Origin of the sequence: Streptomyces sp. NPDC058674, from assembly GCF_042716505.1 — a bacterium.
Classification (GTDB): domain Bacteria; phylum Actinomycetota; class Actinomycetes; order Streptomycetales; family Streptomycetaceae; genus Streptomyces.
The window spans coordinates 1-14,889 of record NZ_JBHXSC010000016.1; the positions used below are offsets into that span (position 1 = coordinate 1).

A 14,889-nucleotide genomic window follows, 5' to 3' on the forward strand; every position below is an offset into this window, starting at 1 on the left:
GCGCCTCCAGCGCCCTGAACCGCGAGGACGCCGAGCACCTGGCCGCCGTGGCCTCCGGCTTCCACAGCCTGGCCAAGGGCGCGGGCCGGCACTTCCACGCCGGAGGCGTGCGCCAGACGATGGTGGAGATGGACGGGGGGCTCCTCGTCGTGGCGGCGGCGGGGGACGGCTCGTGCCTGGCCGTGCTCAGCGGCGCGGGCGCCGACCTCGGGCTCATCGCCTACGAGATGGCCCGGCTGGTCAAGCAGGTCGGAGAGCACCTCTACACCCCGTCCCGGTTCGCGGCCCGCCCGCCGTCCGCCGGCTGAGGGCGGTCCTGGACGTGAACGGCCAGTGGTACGACGCCGACGCCGGTCCGCTCGTCCGCCCGTACGCCATGACCGGCGGGCGTACGAAGCCGGGACCGCACGGGGTCCGCTTCGACCTGATCGCACTGGTCGTCGTGGACCCGGAGGGCACCGACGCGGATTCCGAGGCGCTGCTCGGCCCCGAACACCGGGCGCTGCTCGGCCTGTGCCGGTCCGAGACGCAGTCGGTGGCGGAGCTCGCCGCCGACGCGGATCTGCCCGTGGGGGTGGTGCGGGTGCTCCTCGGCGACCTGTTGGAGGGCGGTCACGTCAAGGTCAGCAGGCCCGTGCCGCCCGCCCGGCTGCCGGACGAGCGGATTCTGCGTGAAGTCATCGAGGGATTGCGAGCGCTGTGATGGTGGGACTGGGACTGGGACCGGGGCCGGGACGGGGACCGGGACGACACGACGAAGGATGCGGCGGACGGGCCCCTGAACCCGACCCGCAGGACGACGGCGAGTTCGCCGCCCTCGCGCTGAAGATCCTGGTGGCCGGCGGGTTCGGGGTCGGCAAGACCACGCTCGTGGGTGCGGTCAGCGAGATCCGGCCGCTGCGGACGGAGGAGCAGCTCAGCGAGGCCGGTGAGCGGGTCGACGACACGGGAGGGGTGGAGAGGAAGACCACCACGACCGTGGCCATGGACTTCGGGCGGATCACCATCCGGTCCGGGCTCTCGCTGTACCTGTTCGGGACGCCCGGGCAGGACCGCTTCTGGTTCCTGTGGGACGACTTGTCGCAGGGCGCGCTCGGCGCGGTGGTGCTCGCCGACACGCGCAGGCTGGAGGACTCCTTTCCGGCGGTGGACTACTTCGAGCACCGTCGCATCCCCTTCGTGGTGGCCGTCAACTGCTTCACGGACGCGCGCCGCTACGGGGCCCACGACGTGTCCCGGGCACTGGACCTGGAACAGGGCACGCCGGTGCTGTTGTGCGACGCGCGGGACAAGGATTCGGGGAAGGAAGTGCTGATCAGGCTGGTCGAGTACGCGGGGCGGGTGCACACCGCGCGGCTGCTGGACTCCGTGGGGCCGCAGGCCGGCCCGGCGTGAGCCGGCCTGCGGGCGCCCGGGTCAGTCCGCGACTCCGGCGGTGGCGATCACCTTGTCGATCGTGACCCGGACGAGGAGCTCGCCCGGGACGGCGTTGCGGCGACCGAAGGCCTCGGCCCGCTCCTCGCCCATGTAGCGGGCGGCGATCCTGGTCGCCCAGGTGAGCATGGCGTCCTGGCCGTCGGCGTACTCGGCGACCTCCGCGCGGCCTTGGAGCACGACGTAGGCGAACGGCGGCCGGTCGTCGTCGACGCAGAGCGCGACCCGGCCGTCCCGGACGAGGTTCCGCCCCTTGACCGTGTCCTTCCCGGTGTTGAACACGAAGGAATCGCCGTCGAGCACGAACCAGACGGGCGCGATGTGCGGACTGCCGTCCTCGCGGACGGTGGACAGCTTTCCCGTACGGGTGGAATGGGAGACGAATGCCCGCCATTCCTCTTGAGTCATCTTCTTCGCCATGGGGACATCCTCCTTGCCGGAAAGGGGCTGGTGGGGAAGGCTGGCGGCACGACCACGCGGGGCGGGGTGCGGCCAGGTCGGCGGCGCCCGGGGGGAGGGGCTCGACATGGCACTGGACAAGCAGCTCGACTGGCTGCTGGACGACCTGACGCGCAGGGTCCAGCAGGTGCGGCACGCGGTGGTGCTGTCCAACGACGGTCTGGTGACGGGCGCGAGCGCGGGGCTGGCCGGGGAGGACGCGGAGCACTTGGCCGCCGTCGCGGCCGGTCTGCAGAGCCTGGCGAAGGGTTCGGGACGGCACTTCCGGGCGGGTGAGGTCCGGCAGACGATGGTCGAGTTCGACGAGGGCGTCCTGTTCGTCATGGCGGCGGGTGCGGGCAGCTGCCTGTGCGTGCTGAGCGCCGCCGAGGCGGACATCGGGCAGGTCGCGTACGAGATGACGCTGCTGGTCAACCGGGTCGGAGAACACCTGGGCGTCGCGGAGCGGCGGATCACCGGCGGCTGATCCCGCGCCGCGGGCCGAGCGCCCGGGGAGTTGTCCACAGGCATCGCACGCTCTCGGCGTGCTGTCGTCGCGCTGGGTTACGGTCTTCACACAGAGTAATCGTTGCTCGTGGGGGAGGACCGTGATGGTGCCGATGGGGACCGCGCTGTGCGCCGGTGTGGGCGTGGATGCGCAGGAGCTGGTGGGCGGCGTGCAGGCCGCGGGGGAGCTGGGACTGAGCCGGAGCGAGTTCGCCCGGGCCGTCCAGTTGGGGATCGTGCGGGCGGGCCCGCCGGGGGCGGGCGGCTCCGCGCGCTACGCCCGCGCCGAGCTGGACCGGGTCCGTGCGGACGGGGGGCCGCCGGACGCGCTGCGCGACCGGCTGGAGACCGCGGCGGGCGCGGAGGCCGCGGCGGCGGTCCTGGGCGTGGGCCCGAGCCGGTTCACCCGGCTCGCGCGCTGCGGACACCTCGTCCCGGTCGGGTACCGGATCAACCGGTACCGGGCCGTGGTGTGGCTCTATCTGGCGGCGGAGCTGAGGGAGTTCGCCGCCCGGGAGCCGGGGATGCTGCGCGGCGCCGCACCCGCCGCGGACCGGGAGCTGATGGAGGCCAGGGCGGACCTGCGGCCACGCAGGTGGCGCGGCCGGCACGTCGGGCTGCTGCTGAGACGGACCGCGGACCCCTGGGAGCGGGCCGCGGTGCTGGCTTCCGTACTCCCGGAGGACGAGGTGGAGGCCGTGCCGGACCCGGCGGAGCGGACGGTGCTGACCGCGCTCGCCCCGCCCCCGCCGTACGGGCACCCGCAGGCCCCGGCCGCCGCGGCCGTGGCGGCGGCGCTGCTGAAGGCCGGCCCGCGGGACGAGATCGACTGGTACCGCTGCGGCCTGGGGTCCGCCCTGGCCGAAGCGAGGGGTCAGTCGAACTCGACGGGGGAGCGGGGGCCCACGTAGACCCAGGAGCCGTCCTCGCGGGAGAAGTCACTGTGCTCGTGCAGCGAGCCGGCATGCCCGCCCTCCCGGTAGTGCGCCCGGAACTCCACCGAGCCCTCGGTCTCGAACATCCCGCCGCGCTCGGTGGCGAGGACCTCCAGGCGCTCCCAGCGCTGTCCGGGTTCGAGGTCGAGCCGGTCGGGCCGCGTCGAGGAGTGCCAGGAGCGCAGCAGGTAGGCGGTGTCGCCGACGGCGAACGCGCTGAACCGGGAGCGCATCAGCGCCTCCGCGGTGGGGGCCGGCCGGCCACCGGTGTGGAAGCGTCCGCAGCAGTCCGGGTAGGCGGCGGGCAGCCCGCAGGGACAGGGGAGGGAGGACGTGGTCATGCGGGGGCTCAGTTCTCGGGAGGGGGCTCGACGGCCGCGGTGGCCGCGGTGGTCGAGGAGGGTGCGGAGGGCCGGGCCGGCTTCGCCGGATACGGGCGGAAGAGGCCCTCCTGGACCACGGAGACCAGCAGTCTGCCCTCCAGGTCGTAGATGCGGCCGCGGGCCAGACCCCGGCCGCCGTGCGCGATGGGCGCCTCCTGGTCGTACAGGAACCACTCGTCCGCCCGGAACGGACGGTGGAACCACATGGCGTGGTCGAGGCTCGCCATGTCGAAACCGCGCATCCCCCAGAGGGGCTCGACCGGGATGCGCACGGCGTCGAGGAGGGTCATGTCACTGGCGTAGGTGAGGGCACAGGTGTGCACGAGCGGGTCGTCGCCGAGGGGGCCGACCGCGCGCATCCACACCGCGCTGCGGGGATCGGCGTCCTTGAGCTCCTCGGGAGTCCAGCGGAGCCGGTCCACGTACCGGATGTCGAAGGGCTGGCGGCGGGCCATCCGCTCCAGCGCCTCGGGCAGCGCACCCAGGTGCTCGCGGATCTCGTCCGCGACCGTCGGGAGCGTGTCCGGGTGGGGGAAGTCGAGGCGGGGAGGGAGCTGGTGCTCGATGCTCCCCTCCTCCGGATGATGGAAGGAGGCGGTGAGATTGAAGATGGTCTTGCCCTGTTGGACCGCGGTGACCCGGCGCGTGGTGAAGGACCGCCCGTCGCGCACCCGCTCCACCTGGTACACGATCGGCACCCCGGGAATGCCCGGCCGCAGGAAGTACGCGTGGAGCGAGTGGACCGGGCGGTCGCTCTCGGTGGTGCGGCCCGCCGCCACCAGCGCCTGGCCGGCGACCTGGCCGCCGAAGACCCGCTGGAGGGACTCCTGCGGGCTGGCGCCCCGGAAGATGTTGACCTCGATCTGCTCCAGGTCGAGCAGATCGACCAGTCTCTCGGCGGGGTTCGTCATCAGAGGTTCTCCACTGTCGGGTCCGGGTCCGGTGCGTCCGGCGGGTTTCGGGGGTGGGTCAGAGAGCGCCGAGCTCGCCGACGGAGGTGAGCCGGATGACCGCCCGGCCCTCCTCGTCGGAGGCGGCGAGGTCGACCTCGGCACTGATGCCCCAGCCATGGTCGCCGTTGGGGTCGGCGAAGGTCTGGCGGACGCGCCACAGTCCGTGCGCCGCGTCCTCCTCGATCTGCAGGAGCTTGGGGCCGCGCGCGTCGGGGCCGGTGCCCAGGTCGTCGTACTCGTCCCAGTACCCGTCCATGGCCTCGCCCCAGGCGTCGGCGTCCCAGCCGGACTCGGCATCCAGCTCGCCCAGCACGTTGACGTGGTCGAGAGCGGCCAGCTCCACCCGGCGGAACATGGCGTTGCGGACCAGGACGCGGAAGGCCCGCGCGTTGGCGGTGACCGGCTTGACCTGGTCCGCCTTCTCCTGGGCCTGCTCCGCCGTCTCCACCTCGGGGTTCGCCAGCTGCTCCCACTCGTCCAACAGGCTGGAGTCCACCTGGCGGACCAGCTCGCCGAGCCAGGCGATCAGGTCCTGGAGGTCCTCGGACTTCAGGTCGTCGGGGATGGTGTGGTCCAGCGCCTTGTACGCGCCGGCCAGGTAGCGCAGCACGATGCCCTCGGTGCGGGCCAGCTCGTAGTAGGCGGTGAACTCGGTGAAGGTCATCGCGCGCTCGTACATGTCGCGGATGATCGACTTGGGGGAGACCGGGTGGTCGCGCACCCACGGGTGGCTCTTGGCGTACACGTCGTAGGCGTGCAGGAGCAGCTCTTCGAGCGGCTTGGGATAGGTGACGTCCTGCAGACGCTCCATCCGCTCCTCGTACTCCATCCCGTCGGCCTTCATCTGGCCGATCGCGATGCCGCGTTCCTTGTTCTGCTGGGCCGCCAGGATCTGCCGCGGGTCGTCCAGCGTCGACTCGACGACGGACACCATGTCCAGGGCGTAGGACGGGGACTCCGGGTCCAGCAGGTCGAAGGAGGCCAGCGCGAAGGTGGACAGCGGCTGGTTGAGTGCGAAGTCCTGCTGGAGGTCGACGGTGAGCCGGATGGTGCGGCCCTCCGCGTCCGGGGTGTCCAGCTTCTCGACGACCCCGCCGTCCAGCAGCGAGCGGTAGATCGCGATGGCCCGGCGGATGTGCCGCAACTGCGCCTTGCGCGGCTCGTGGTTGTCCTCGAGGAGGTGGCGCATCGCCCGGAAGGCGTCGCCGGGGCGGGCGATCACCGACAGCAGCATGATGTTGGTGACCTTGAAGCGCGAGGTCAGCGGCTCCGGGTCCGCGGCGATGAGCTTCTCGAAGGTGGTGTCCGACCAGGCGACGAAGCCCTCGGGTGCCTTCTTGCGGACCACCTTGCGGCGCTTCTTCGGGTCGTCGCCCGCCTTGGCGAGGGCCTTCTCGTTCTCGATGACGTGCTCGGGCGCCTGGGCCACCACATAGCCCGCGGTGTCGAAGCCGGCCCGGCCCGCCCGGCCCGCGATCTGGTGGAACTCCCGGGCCCGCAGGGTGCGGACACGGTTGCCGTCGTACTTGGTGAGCGCGGTGAAGAGCACCGTGCGGATCGGGACGTTGACGCCGACGCCGAGGGTGTCGGTACCGCAGATGACCTTCAGCAGGCCGGCCTGCGCGAGCTTCTCCACCAGGCGCCGGTACTTGGGCAGCATGCCGGCGTGGTGGACGCCGATGCCGTGCCGGACGTAGCGCGAGAGGTTCTGTCCGAACTTGGTGGTGAAGCGGAAGTTGCCGATGAGATCGGCGATCTTGTCCTTCTCCTCACGGGTGCACATGTTGATGCTCATGAGGGACTGCGCCCGCTCCACCGCCTGGGCCTGGGTGAAGTGCACGATGTAGACGGGGGCCTGCCGCGTCTCCAGCAGCTCGGTGATCGTGTCCGTGATCGGCGTGGTGACGTATTCGTACGAGAGCGGGACGGGCCGATTCGCGGAGCGGACCATCGAGGTCGGCCGCCCGGTGCGCCGGGTCAGGTCCTCCTCGAAGCGCTTCATGTCGCCGAGCGTCGCCGACATCAGGATGAACTGCGCCTGCGGCAGCTCCAGCAGGGGGATCTGCCAGGCCCAGCCCCGGTCCGGCTCGGCGTAGAAGTGGAACTCGTCCATCACGACCTGGCCGATGTCGGCGTGCCTGCCGTCGCGCAGGGCGATGGAGGCCAGTACCTCGGCGGTGCAGCAGATCACCGGGGCGTCCGCGTTCACGGAGGCGTCGCCGGTCAGCATGCCGACGTTCTCGGTGCCGAAGAGCTTGCACAGGTCGAAGAACTTCTCCGACACCAGCGCCTTGATGGGGGCCGTGTAGAAGGTGACCTTGTCCTGGGCCAGCGCGGTGAAGTGCGCGCCCGCGGCCACCAGGCTCTTGCCGGAGCCGGTCGGGGTGGACAGGATCACGTTCGCGCCGGAGACGACCTCGATCAGCGCCTCCTCCTGCGCCGGGTACAGGGTGATGCCCTGATCCTCGGCCCACGAGGAGAAAGCCTCGAAGAGGGCGTCGGGGTCGGCGTTCGGCGGGAGCTGATCAATGAGGGTCACACCCCCCATCTTGCCTGGCTTCGTGCCGGATGAGAGAACCGGCGGCCGGGACGAAGATCATCGACGGTACGCTGTGCCGTCGATGCGGCCCGAACGAATCCCTCGGCAGGGCCCGACCAGCACACCACCGGGGCGGGAACGACCATGATGGGTCCGGCGCACTCATTGTCCGGCGCGGCAGCCTGGCTGGGGGTGGGCGCGGCGACGGCAGCCGCCGGCCGTCCCATGCCCTGGCCGGTGCTGGTCGTCGGGGCGCTCATCTGCGCGGGAGCGGCCCTCGCCCCCGACCTGGACCACAAGTCGGCGACGATCTCACGCGCCTTCGGCCCGCTCTCCCGCGTCCTGTGCGAGGTGGTCGACAAGATCTCCTACGGTGTCTACAAGGCCACCCGCTCACCGCGGGACGCCCGCCGCACGGGCGGCCACCGCACCCTGACGCACACCTGGCTCTGGGCGGTCCTGATCGGCGTGGGCGCCTCCGCGCTCGCCGTCACCACCGAGCGGTGGGGCGTGCTGGCCCTCCTCTTCGTCCACCTCGTGCTGGCCGTCGAAGGCCTCCTCTGGCGGGCCGCCCGGATGTCCAGCGACATCCTCGTCTGGCTGCTGGGCGCCACCAGTGCCTGGATTCTGGCGGGCGTCCTCGACCAGCCCGGCAACGGCGCCGGCTGGCTGTTCGAGGCACCCGGCCAGGAGTACCTCTGGCTCGGCCTGCCGATCATGCTGGGCGCCCTGGTGCACGACATCGGCGACGCCCTGACCGTCTCCGGCTGCCCCGTGCTGTGGCCGCTCCCGATCGCAGGCAAGCGCTGGTACCCGCTGGGCCCGCCGAAGATGATGCGGTTCCGCGCGGGAAGCTGGGTGGAGCTCAAGGTCCTCATGCCGGTGTTCGTGCTCCTCGGCGGCGTCGGCGGAGCCTCCGCCCTCGGGTTCATCTGACCCCTCGCAGCGCGTACGGGGTTCCGGCCCCCGCAACGGCGGGGGCCGGAACCCCGTACGGGGCCGCGCCTGTCGGGTCAGCCGTGCCAGGAGCGCCACAGGGACGCGTAGGCGCCGTCGGCCGCGACCAGCTCGTCGTGCGAGCCGAGCTCGCTGATCCGGCCGCCCTCGACCACCGCGATCACGTCCGCGTCGTGCGCGGTGTGCAGCCGGTGGGCGATCGCGATGACCGTACGGCCGTCCAGCACCCGTGCCAGCGAGCGCTCCAAGTGCCGTGCGGCGCGCGGGTCCAGCAGGGAGGTGGCCTCGTCCAGCACCAGCGTGTGCGGATCGGCGAGCACCAGCCGGGCCAGCGCCACCTGCTGGGCCTGCGCCGGGGTCAGCGCCGTGCCGCCGGAGCCCACCTCGGTGTCCAGGCCGGCTTCCAGGGCCCGCGCCCAGCCCTCCGCGTCGACCGCGCCCAGCGCCGACCACAACTCCGCGTCCCCGGCTCCCGTACGCGCGAGGCGCAGGTTGTCCCGCAGCGAGCCCACGAACACGTGGTGCTCCTGGTTGACCAGGGCCACGTGCTCGCGCACCCGCTCCGCCGGCATCCGCGACAGCCTCGCCCCGCCGAGGGTGACCTCGCCGGTCCGGGGCGCGTAGATGCCGGCCAGCAGCCGGCCCAGGGTGGACTTGCCCGCGCCCGACGGCCCGACCAGCGCCATCCGGGTCCCCGGCGGCACCGACATCGACACCTGGTGCAGGACGTCCACGCCCTCCCGGTAGCCGAAGTGCACGTCGTCCGCGCGAACGGCCCGGCCCTCGGGGGAGACGGTCGCGTCCCCCGCCTCCGGCTCGATCTCCCGTACGCCCACCAGCCGGGCCAAGGACACCTGAGCGATTTGCAGCTCGTCGTACCAGCGCAGGATCAGGCCGATCGGGTCGACCATCATCTGCGCCAGCAGCGCGCCCGTGGTCATCTGCCCCACCGACATCCAGCCCTGCAGCACGCAGAAGCCGCCGATGAGCAGCACCGAGCCGAGGATCGTCATGAAGGTGACGTTGACGACGGGGAAGAGGACCGTCCGCAGGAACAGCGTGTACCGCTCCCACGCCGTCCACTCCTTGATCCGCCGCTCCGACAGCGCGATGCGGTCCCGCCCGAGGCGGTGCGCCTCGACCGTGCGGCCCGCGTCCACCGTCTCGGTGAGCACCGCCGAGACCGCCGCGTACCCAGCCGCTTCCGAGCGGTACGCGGAGGGCGCCCGCCGGAAGTACCAGCGGCAGCCGAGGACCAGCACCGGCAGTGCCACGAGCGCGGCCAGCGCCAGCGGCGGCGCGGTGACCGCGAGCGCCCCGTAGAGCAGCCCCGCCCACACCACGCCGATGGACAGCTGCGGCACGGCCTCGCGCATGGCGTTGGCCAGCCGGTCGATGTCGGTGGTGATCCGCGACAGCAGGTCACCGGTGCCCGCCCGCTCCAGCACGCCCGGAGGCAGGCCGACCGAGCGGACCAGGAAGTCCTCCCGCAGATCGGCCAGCATCTCCTCACCCAGCATCGCCCCGCGCAGCCGGACCAGCCGCACGAAGACGGTCTGGACGACGAGCGCCACCGCGAACAGCAGCGCGACCCGACCCAGATGGAGATCGCGCGCCCCCGCCGTCAGCTGGTCCACGACCCGGCCCAGCAGGTACGGGCCGACCATGGAAGCCACCACGGCGACCGCGTTGACGCTCACCAGCGCCACGAAGGCCCGCCGGTGCCGTCGGAACAGGCCGCGCACATAGCCCCGTACGGTCGCCGACGTGCCCACGGGCAGGGTCGCGGCCGCCTCGGGGGCCGCCGGATCGTACTGCGGCGGCGCCACGCCCGTCATGCGGATTCCTCGATCTCTGTGAGTGCCTCTTCGAGCTCTGTCAGTTCAAGCCCCGCGAGCCGCTGTTCCTCCTCCGTCTCACGGGTGACCACTGCCCGGTAGAGCGGTTCGCCCTGCAGCAGTTCGCGGTGGGTGCCCGTCGCGGTGACCGAGCCCTCGTGGATCAGCACCACCCGGTCGGCACGGTCCAGCAGCAGCGGGGAGGACGACAGCACCACCGTGGTGCGACCGGCGCGCAGCGCCGCCGTCCCGTCCGCGATCCGTGCCTCGGTGTGCGAGTCGACGGCCGAAGTCGGCTCGTCCATCACCAGCACCTCCGGGTCGGTGACCAGGGACCGGGCCAGCGCGAGTCGCTGGCGCTGCCCGCCCGACAGGGACCGGCCGCGCTCGGTGATCCGTGCGTCCATCGGGTCCTGCACGCCCTCCGGCGCCGACTGCAGCAGCGCGTCGAGCACGTCCGCGCACTGCGCCGCCTCCAGGGCGGCGGCGGGCTCCACCGCTCCGGACGCCGGTACGTCGAACAACTCGCGCAGGGTTCCCGACAGCAGTACCGGGTCCTTGTCCTGTACGAGGACCAGCGTGCGCGCCGTGTCCAGGGCGAGTTCGTCCAGTGCGACCCCGCCCAGCAGTACCGAGGGTCCGCCGGCCGCGTCCGTCGGGTGGCCTCCCAGCCGCTCGGCGAGCCGCCCCGCCAGGTCCGGATCCCCGCACACCACGGCGGTGAACCGGCCCGCGGGGACCAGCAGCCCGGTCTCCGGGTCGTACAGGTCGGCGCCCGGCGCGGGCGCGTCCGGCGCCGCACCGCCGTCCGCAAGGTCAGCCTCCGGTTCCGTGTCGGTCCGCGTCAGCGACAGCACGCGCGCGGCCCGCTGGGCGGAGGGGCGGGAGAAGGAGTACGCCATGGCGATCTCCTCGAAGTGCCGCAGCGGGTAGAGGAGCGTCGCCACCGCGCTGAACGCCGCGACGAGTTCACCCACCTCGATGCGTCCGTCCAGGACGAGCGCGGCGCCGTACCAGACGACGGTGATCAGCAGGACGCCCGGCAGGAGCACCTGGACGGCGGCGATCAGCGCCCACATCCGGGCACTGCGCACGGCGGCCGTGCGGACCTCCTGCGACGCCTCCCGGTAGCGGCCGAGGAACAGCTCCTCGCCGCCGATGCCGCGCAGGACCCGCAGGCCCGCGACCGTGTCGGAGGCGAGCTCGGTGGCCCTGCCCGCCTTCTCGCGTTGGAGATCGGCGCGCCGGGTGGCGCGCGGCAGCAGCGGCAGCACCGCCAGGGCCACCAGCGGGACGCCGACCGCCACGACCACGCCCAGGGCAGGGGCGTAGAAGAGCAGGCCGGTACAGACCAGGACGACGGCGAACGCCGCGGCGAGGAAACGGGAGACGGCCTCGACGAACCAGCCGATCTTCTCCACGTCACCGGTGGACACCGCGACCACCTCGCCGGCGGCGACCTGCCGGGTCAGCGCGGCGCCGAGTTCGGCGGTCTTGCGCGCCAGCAGCTGCTGCACGCGGGCGGCCGCGGTGATCCAGTTCGTGACGGCGGTCCGGTGCAGCATGACGTCGCCGACGGTGATGGCCGCGCCGAGCAGGAGCAGCAGGCCGCCGACGCGCAGCAGCCCGCCGGAGTCGCGGTCGACGGCCGCCTCGACGCCCAGTCCCACCGCGTACGGCAGTCCGGCGATACCGGAGAAGTGCAGCAGCCCCCAGCACAGGCTCTTGGCCTGACCGCCGAGTTGACCGCGCCCCAGCCACCACAGGAAGCGGGGGCCGGAGCGGGCGTCGGGTACCCCAGGGTCCGGATACGGTAGATCGCTGATCTGCATGACGCCCCATGGATGGTCGAGTGGTCCAAACCGTGCAAGGTTCGCTGTCCGGGCCGGTGCCGGGCAATCGGTTTTCCGGCTGCCGACGGGGGCCTGAGAGGATTTCTCCCGGTCAGGGACGGGTGGCGTGTTCCAGTTCGAGCGGGGCCGAGTAGTAGCTCCGTCCGGTGGCCCGCTCCATGCCCACCTCGCACATGCGGTTCGCCGAGAGGTGCGCGTCGTACGGCCGGGCCGCCACCTCCGCGGCCTCGCGGACCGTCGCCGAGGCCGTCAGCTCCGGGTGCAGCATCCCGCGGTCGCCGGCGAAGGCGCAGCAGCGGGCGTCGTACGGGACCACCACCTCGTCGGCGCAGGCCGCGGCCACCGTCCGGAGCTGCTCCTCGTCCCCCAAGTGCCGCATCGAGCACGTCGGATGGAGCACTGCGGACCGGACGGTGCGCCGGACCTCCAGGTGCGGCAGCAGCTCGTCCGCCGCCCAGACGACGGAGTCGACGACGGTGAGCTCCGCGTGCAGGGCCCGGTTGTCGCCGGTCAGGTAGGGGACCACCTCGCGGGCGATGCCCAGGGTGCAGGAGGAGGCGTCGACCACCAGCGGCAGCCGCCCGCCCGCCGTCCAGCCCCAGGCGGCCTCGACGATCCGGTTTGCCATCACCCGGTTGCCGGCGTCGTACCCCTTGGAGTGCCAGATCGTCGCGCAGCAGGTTCCGCGCACGTCGCGGGGGATCCACACCGGCTTCCCGGCGCGCTCCGAGACGGCGACCACGGCCTCCGGCAGGGACGGGCCCGAGCGGCCGTCGGGCCCGGCGAAGATCCGGTTGACGCAGGCCGGGTAGTACACGGCCGCGGCGCCCTCCCGCGTGGTGGCGGGCAGCTTCCGGGCCGCGGCGCCGGGGGCCTGTACCGGCCACTGCGGCACCAGGTCCGGGCGTACGGCCCTGCGCGCGGCTCCCGTGACCGCTGCGAGGAATCCGTCCCCTACCAGGTCGCCGATCCTTCCGGCGGCGGCCACGGCGAGCCGCGCCGCGCTCTCCACGGCCGCGAACCGCCGTGCGGCGAGCGCGGCGGCGCGCTCCTCGCGGGCGCTGTGCCGACGGTGGCGGAAGTCCTTCATCAGGGCTCCGGTGTCGATGCCGACCGGGCAGGCGAGCTTGCAGGTGGAGTCGCCGGCGCAGGTGTCCACCGCGTCGTGGCCGTAGGCGTCGAGCAAGCGCTCCTGCACGGCGGAGCCGGGCGGCTGGCGCACCATCTCGCGCCGCAGCACGATGCGCTGGCGCGGAGTGGTCGTCAGGTCCGCGCTGGGGCAGGTCGGTTCGCAGAAGCCGCACTCGATGCAGGGGTCCGCGACCGCCTCCACCCGCGGGATGGTCTTCAGCCCCCGCAGGTGCGCCCGGGGGTCGCGGTCGAGGAGGATGCGCGGGGCGAGCACCCCGTCGGGGTCCACCGTCCGCTTGGTGCGCCACATCAGTTCGGTGGCCCGGGGCCCCCATTCCAGCTCCAGGAAGGGCGCCATGTTGCGGCCGGTGGAGTGCTCGGCCTTCAGGGAGCCGTCGAAGCGCTCCACGGTGAGCCGGCAGAAGGCGTCCATGAAGGCCGCGTACCGCTCGACGTCGGCAGGGTCGGCGGCGTCGAAGGCCAGCAGGAAGTGCAGGTTGCCGTGGGCCGCGTGGCCGGCGACGGCCGCGTCGAAGCCGTGCCGCGCCTGGAGTTCGAGGAGGGCCTCACAGGCCTCCGCCAGCCGGGAGGGCGGTACGGCGAAGTCCTCGGTGATCAGGGTGGTGCCGGGGGCGCGGGCCCCGCCGACGGCGGTGACGAAGGCCTTGCGGGCCGTCCAGTAGCCGTTGGCGGTGCGGGTGTCCCGGGTGAAGGCGTTGGTGACGGACGCGGCCGGCTCCACGAGGTCCAGTCCGGTCAGCACCTCGGCCGCGCGGCGCTCGCAGGCATCGCGACCGGCCTCGTCCGGTGCGCGGAACTCCACCAGCAGCGCCGTCGTCTCCCGGGGCAGGTCCGCCCAGTCGGCGGGCACGCCCGGGACGCTGACGGAGGCGCGCAGGGTGTTGCCGTCCATCAGCTCGACGGCGAGGGCGCCGGCCGCGTTGAAGAGAGGTACGGCGGCCGCCGCTGCCGGCAGGGAGGGGAAGAAGAGCAGTCCGGTGCTCAGGCAGCGGTCCAGCGCAAGGGTGTCGAAGACGACCTCGGAGATGAAGCCGAGGGTGCCCTCCGAACCGACCGCCAGCCCGCGCAGGATCTCGACGGGGGTGGCGCCGTCCAGATAGGCGTCCAGACGGTAGCCGGTGGTGTTCTTGATCTCGTACTTGGCGCGGATGCGGGCGACCAGTTCCCGGTCCGCCTCGATCTCCCGCTTGATCTCCATCAGCCCGCGGCACAGGGCCGGTTCGGCGCGGGCCAGCTCCTCGCCGGCCAGCGGGTCGGCCGTGTCCACGACGGTCCCGGTGGGCAGGACGAGGGTGAGCGAGGACAGGGTGCGGTACGAGTTCCTCGTGGTCCCCGCCGTCATGCCGGAGGCGTTGTTCGCGACGACCCCGCCGAGGGTGCAGGCGATGGCGCTCGCCGGGTCGGGGCCCAGGACCCTGCCGTACGGCGCGAGGGCGGCGTTGGCCCGCAGGACGGTCGTGCCGGGCCGGATCCGGGCGCGCGCGCCCGCGTCCAGCACCTCGACGCCGGCCCAGTGGCGGCGCACGTCCACGAGGATGTCCTCGCCCTGGGCCTGGCCGTTGAGCGACGTCCCCGCGGCGCGGAAGACCACCTCGCGCTGCCTGCCGTGGGCGTAGGAGAGGACCGCGGAGATGTCGTCGATGTCCTCGGCGACCACCACGACCTGGGGCACGAAGCGGTAGGGAGAGGCGTCCGAGGCGTAGCGGACCAGGTCGGAGGCCTTCCACAGGACCTTCTCCGCCCCCAGCAGGTCTTCCAGCTCGGCGCGCAGCGGCTGCGGGGTGCCGCCGGCCCGGTGTTCCGGCAGCCGGTCGTGCGCGGGGCCGCCGCCGCCGAGCGGGCGCAGGCTTCCCGGTTTCGGTTCCAGCATCGGCATGTGCGATCCCTCGCCTCGTGGCGG

13 protein-coding genes are annotated in these 14,889 nt (G+C 72.8%); 6 read left to right on the top strand and 7 right to left on the bottom strand.

The window, feature by feature from the left end:
• From ACFWU6_RS11120 to ACFWU6_RS11130, 3 genes are all read left to right on the top strand, one after another.
• The coding region (locus tag ACFWU6_RS11120; RefSeq protein ID WP_383980501.1) for a roadblock/LC7 domain-containing protein at positions 1–308 on the top strand (308 nt) is incomplete at its 5' end.
• 68 nt (positions 309–376) lie between these two features.
• Positions 377–703 carry a DUF742 domain-containing protein gene (locus tag ACFWU6_RS11125; protein WP_383801206.1) on the top strand — a complete coding sequence of 109 codons (327 nt, stop codon included), beginning with the start codon at positions 377–379 and terminating at the stop codon, positions 701–703.
• Positions 704–711: 8 nt separating this feature from the next.
• Positions 712–1,395, top strand: a complete 684-nt coding sequence (locus tag ACFWU6_RS11130) for an ATP/GTP-binding protein (protein WP_383980585.1) — start codon at positions 712–714, stop codon at positions 1,393–1,395.
• Positions 1,396–1,416: 21 nt separating this feature from the next.
• On the opposite strand, the gene ACFWU6_RS11135 is transcribed toward ACFWU6_RS11130, so the two are convergent.
• Positions 1,417–1,854, bottom strand: coding sequence for a PPOX class F420-dependent oxidoreductase (locus ACFWU6_RS11135; protein WP_383801121.1), 438 nt, complete (start codon positions 1,852–1,854; stop codon positions 1,417–1,419).
• Between the two features lie 106 nt (positions 1,855–1,960).
• On the opposite strand from ACFWU6_RS11135, the gene ACFWU6_RS11140 reads away from it, so the two are divergent.
• Entirely contained in the window at positions 1,961–2,359 is a 399-nt protein-coding gene (locus ACFWU6_RS11140; RefSeq protein ID WP_383980503.1) for a roadblock/LC7 domain-containing protein, read from the top strand.
• A 124-nt stretch (positions 2,360–2,483) separates the two neighbouring features.
• On the top strand, positions 2,484–3,290 hold the full coding sequence (locus ACFWU6_RS11145; protein ID WP_383980504.1) for a DUF6397 family protein: 807 nt from the start codon (positions 2,484–2,486) through the stop codon (positions 3,288–3,290).
• Here ACFWU6_RS11145 and ACFWU6_RS11150 read toward each other — a convergent pair.
• Genes ACFWU6_RS11150 through ACFWU6_RS11160 form a run of 3 tightly spaced genes read right to left on the bottom strand, consistent with a single transcriptional unit; the run spans position 3,254 to position 7,189 of the window.
• Positions 3,254–3,655: a YchJ family protein gene (locus ACFWU6_RS11150; protein ID WP_383980506.1), complete on the bottom strand. Its 402-nt coding sequence runs from the start codon at positions 3,653–3,655 to the stop codon at positions 3,254–3,256. The two genes, ACFWU6_RS11145 and ACFWU6_RS11150, sit on opposite strands and share 37 nt — an antisense overlap.
• An 8-nt stretch (positions 3,656–3,663) precedes the next feature.
• Positions 3,664–4,608 (bottom strand): acyl-CoA thioesterase, encoded by a 945-nt coding sequence (locus ACFWU6_RS11155; protein WP_383801133.1) that lies wholly within the window; start codon positions 4,606–4,608, stop codon positions 3,664–3,666.
• 58 nt (positions 4,609–4,666) lie between these two features.
• On the bottom strand, positions 4,667–7,189 hold the full coding sequence (locus ACFWU6_RS11160) for a DEAD/DEAH box helicase (RefSeq protein WP_383801136.1): 2,523 nt from the start codon (positions 7,187–7,189) through the stop codon (positions 4,667–4,669).
• Between the two features lie 144 nt (positions 7,190–7,333).
• Here ACFWU6_RS11160 and ACFWU6_RS11165 point away from each other — a divergent pair, with 144 nt between their 5' ends.
• Positions 7,334–8,125, top strand: a complete 792-nt coding sequence (locus ACFWU6_RS11165; RefSeq protein ID WP_383801139.1) for a metal-dependent hydrolase — start codon at positions 7,334–7,336, stop codon at positions 8,123–8,125.
• Positions 8,126–8,202: 77 nt separating this feature from the next.
• Here the strand turns inward: ACFWU6_RS11165 and ACFWU6_RS11170 are convergent, their stop codons facing one another.
• The 3 genes from ACFWU6_RS11170 to ACFWU6_RS11180 all read right to left on the bottom strand — a co-directional run bounded on the left by ACFWU6_RS11170 (position 8,203) and on the right by ACFWU6_RS11180 (position 14,865).
• On the bottom strand, positions 8,203–9,984 hold the full coding sequence (locus ACFWU6_RS11170) for an ABC transporter ATP-binding protein (RefSeq protein ID WP_383980508.1): 1,782 nt from the start codon (positions 9,982–9,984) through the stop codon (positions 8,203–8,205).
• Positions 9,981–11,816 carry an ABC transporter transmembrane domain-containing protein gene (locus ACFWU6_RS11175; RefSeq protein WP_383980509.1) on the bottom strand — a complete coding sequence of 612 codons (1,836 nt, stop codon included), beginning with the start codon at positions 11,814–11,816 and terminating at the stop codon, positions 9,981–9,983. Before ACFWU6_RS11175 ends, ACFWU6_RS11170 begins: the two co-directional genes overlap by 4 nt.
• Before the next feature lie 112 nt (positions 11,817–11,928).
• Complete coding sequence (locus ACFWU6_RS11180) at positions 11,929–14,865, bottom strand: FAD-binding and (Fe-S)-binding domain-containing protein (RefSeq protein ID WP_383980511.1); 2,937 nt, start codon at positions 14,863–14,865, stop codon at positions 11,929–11,931.
• Positions 14,866–14,889: the final 24 nt, after the last annotated feature.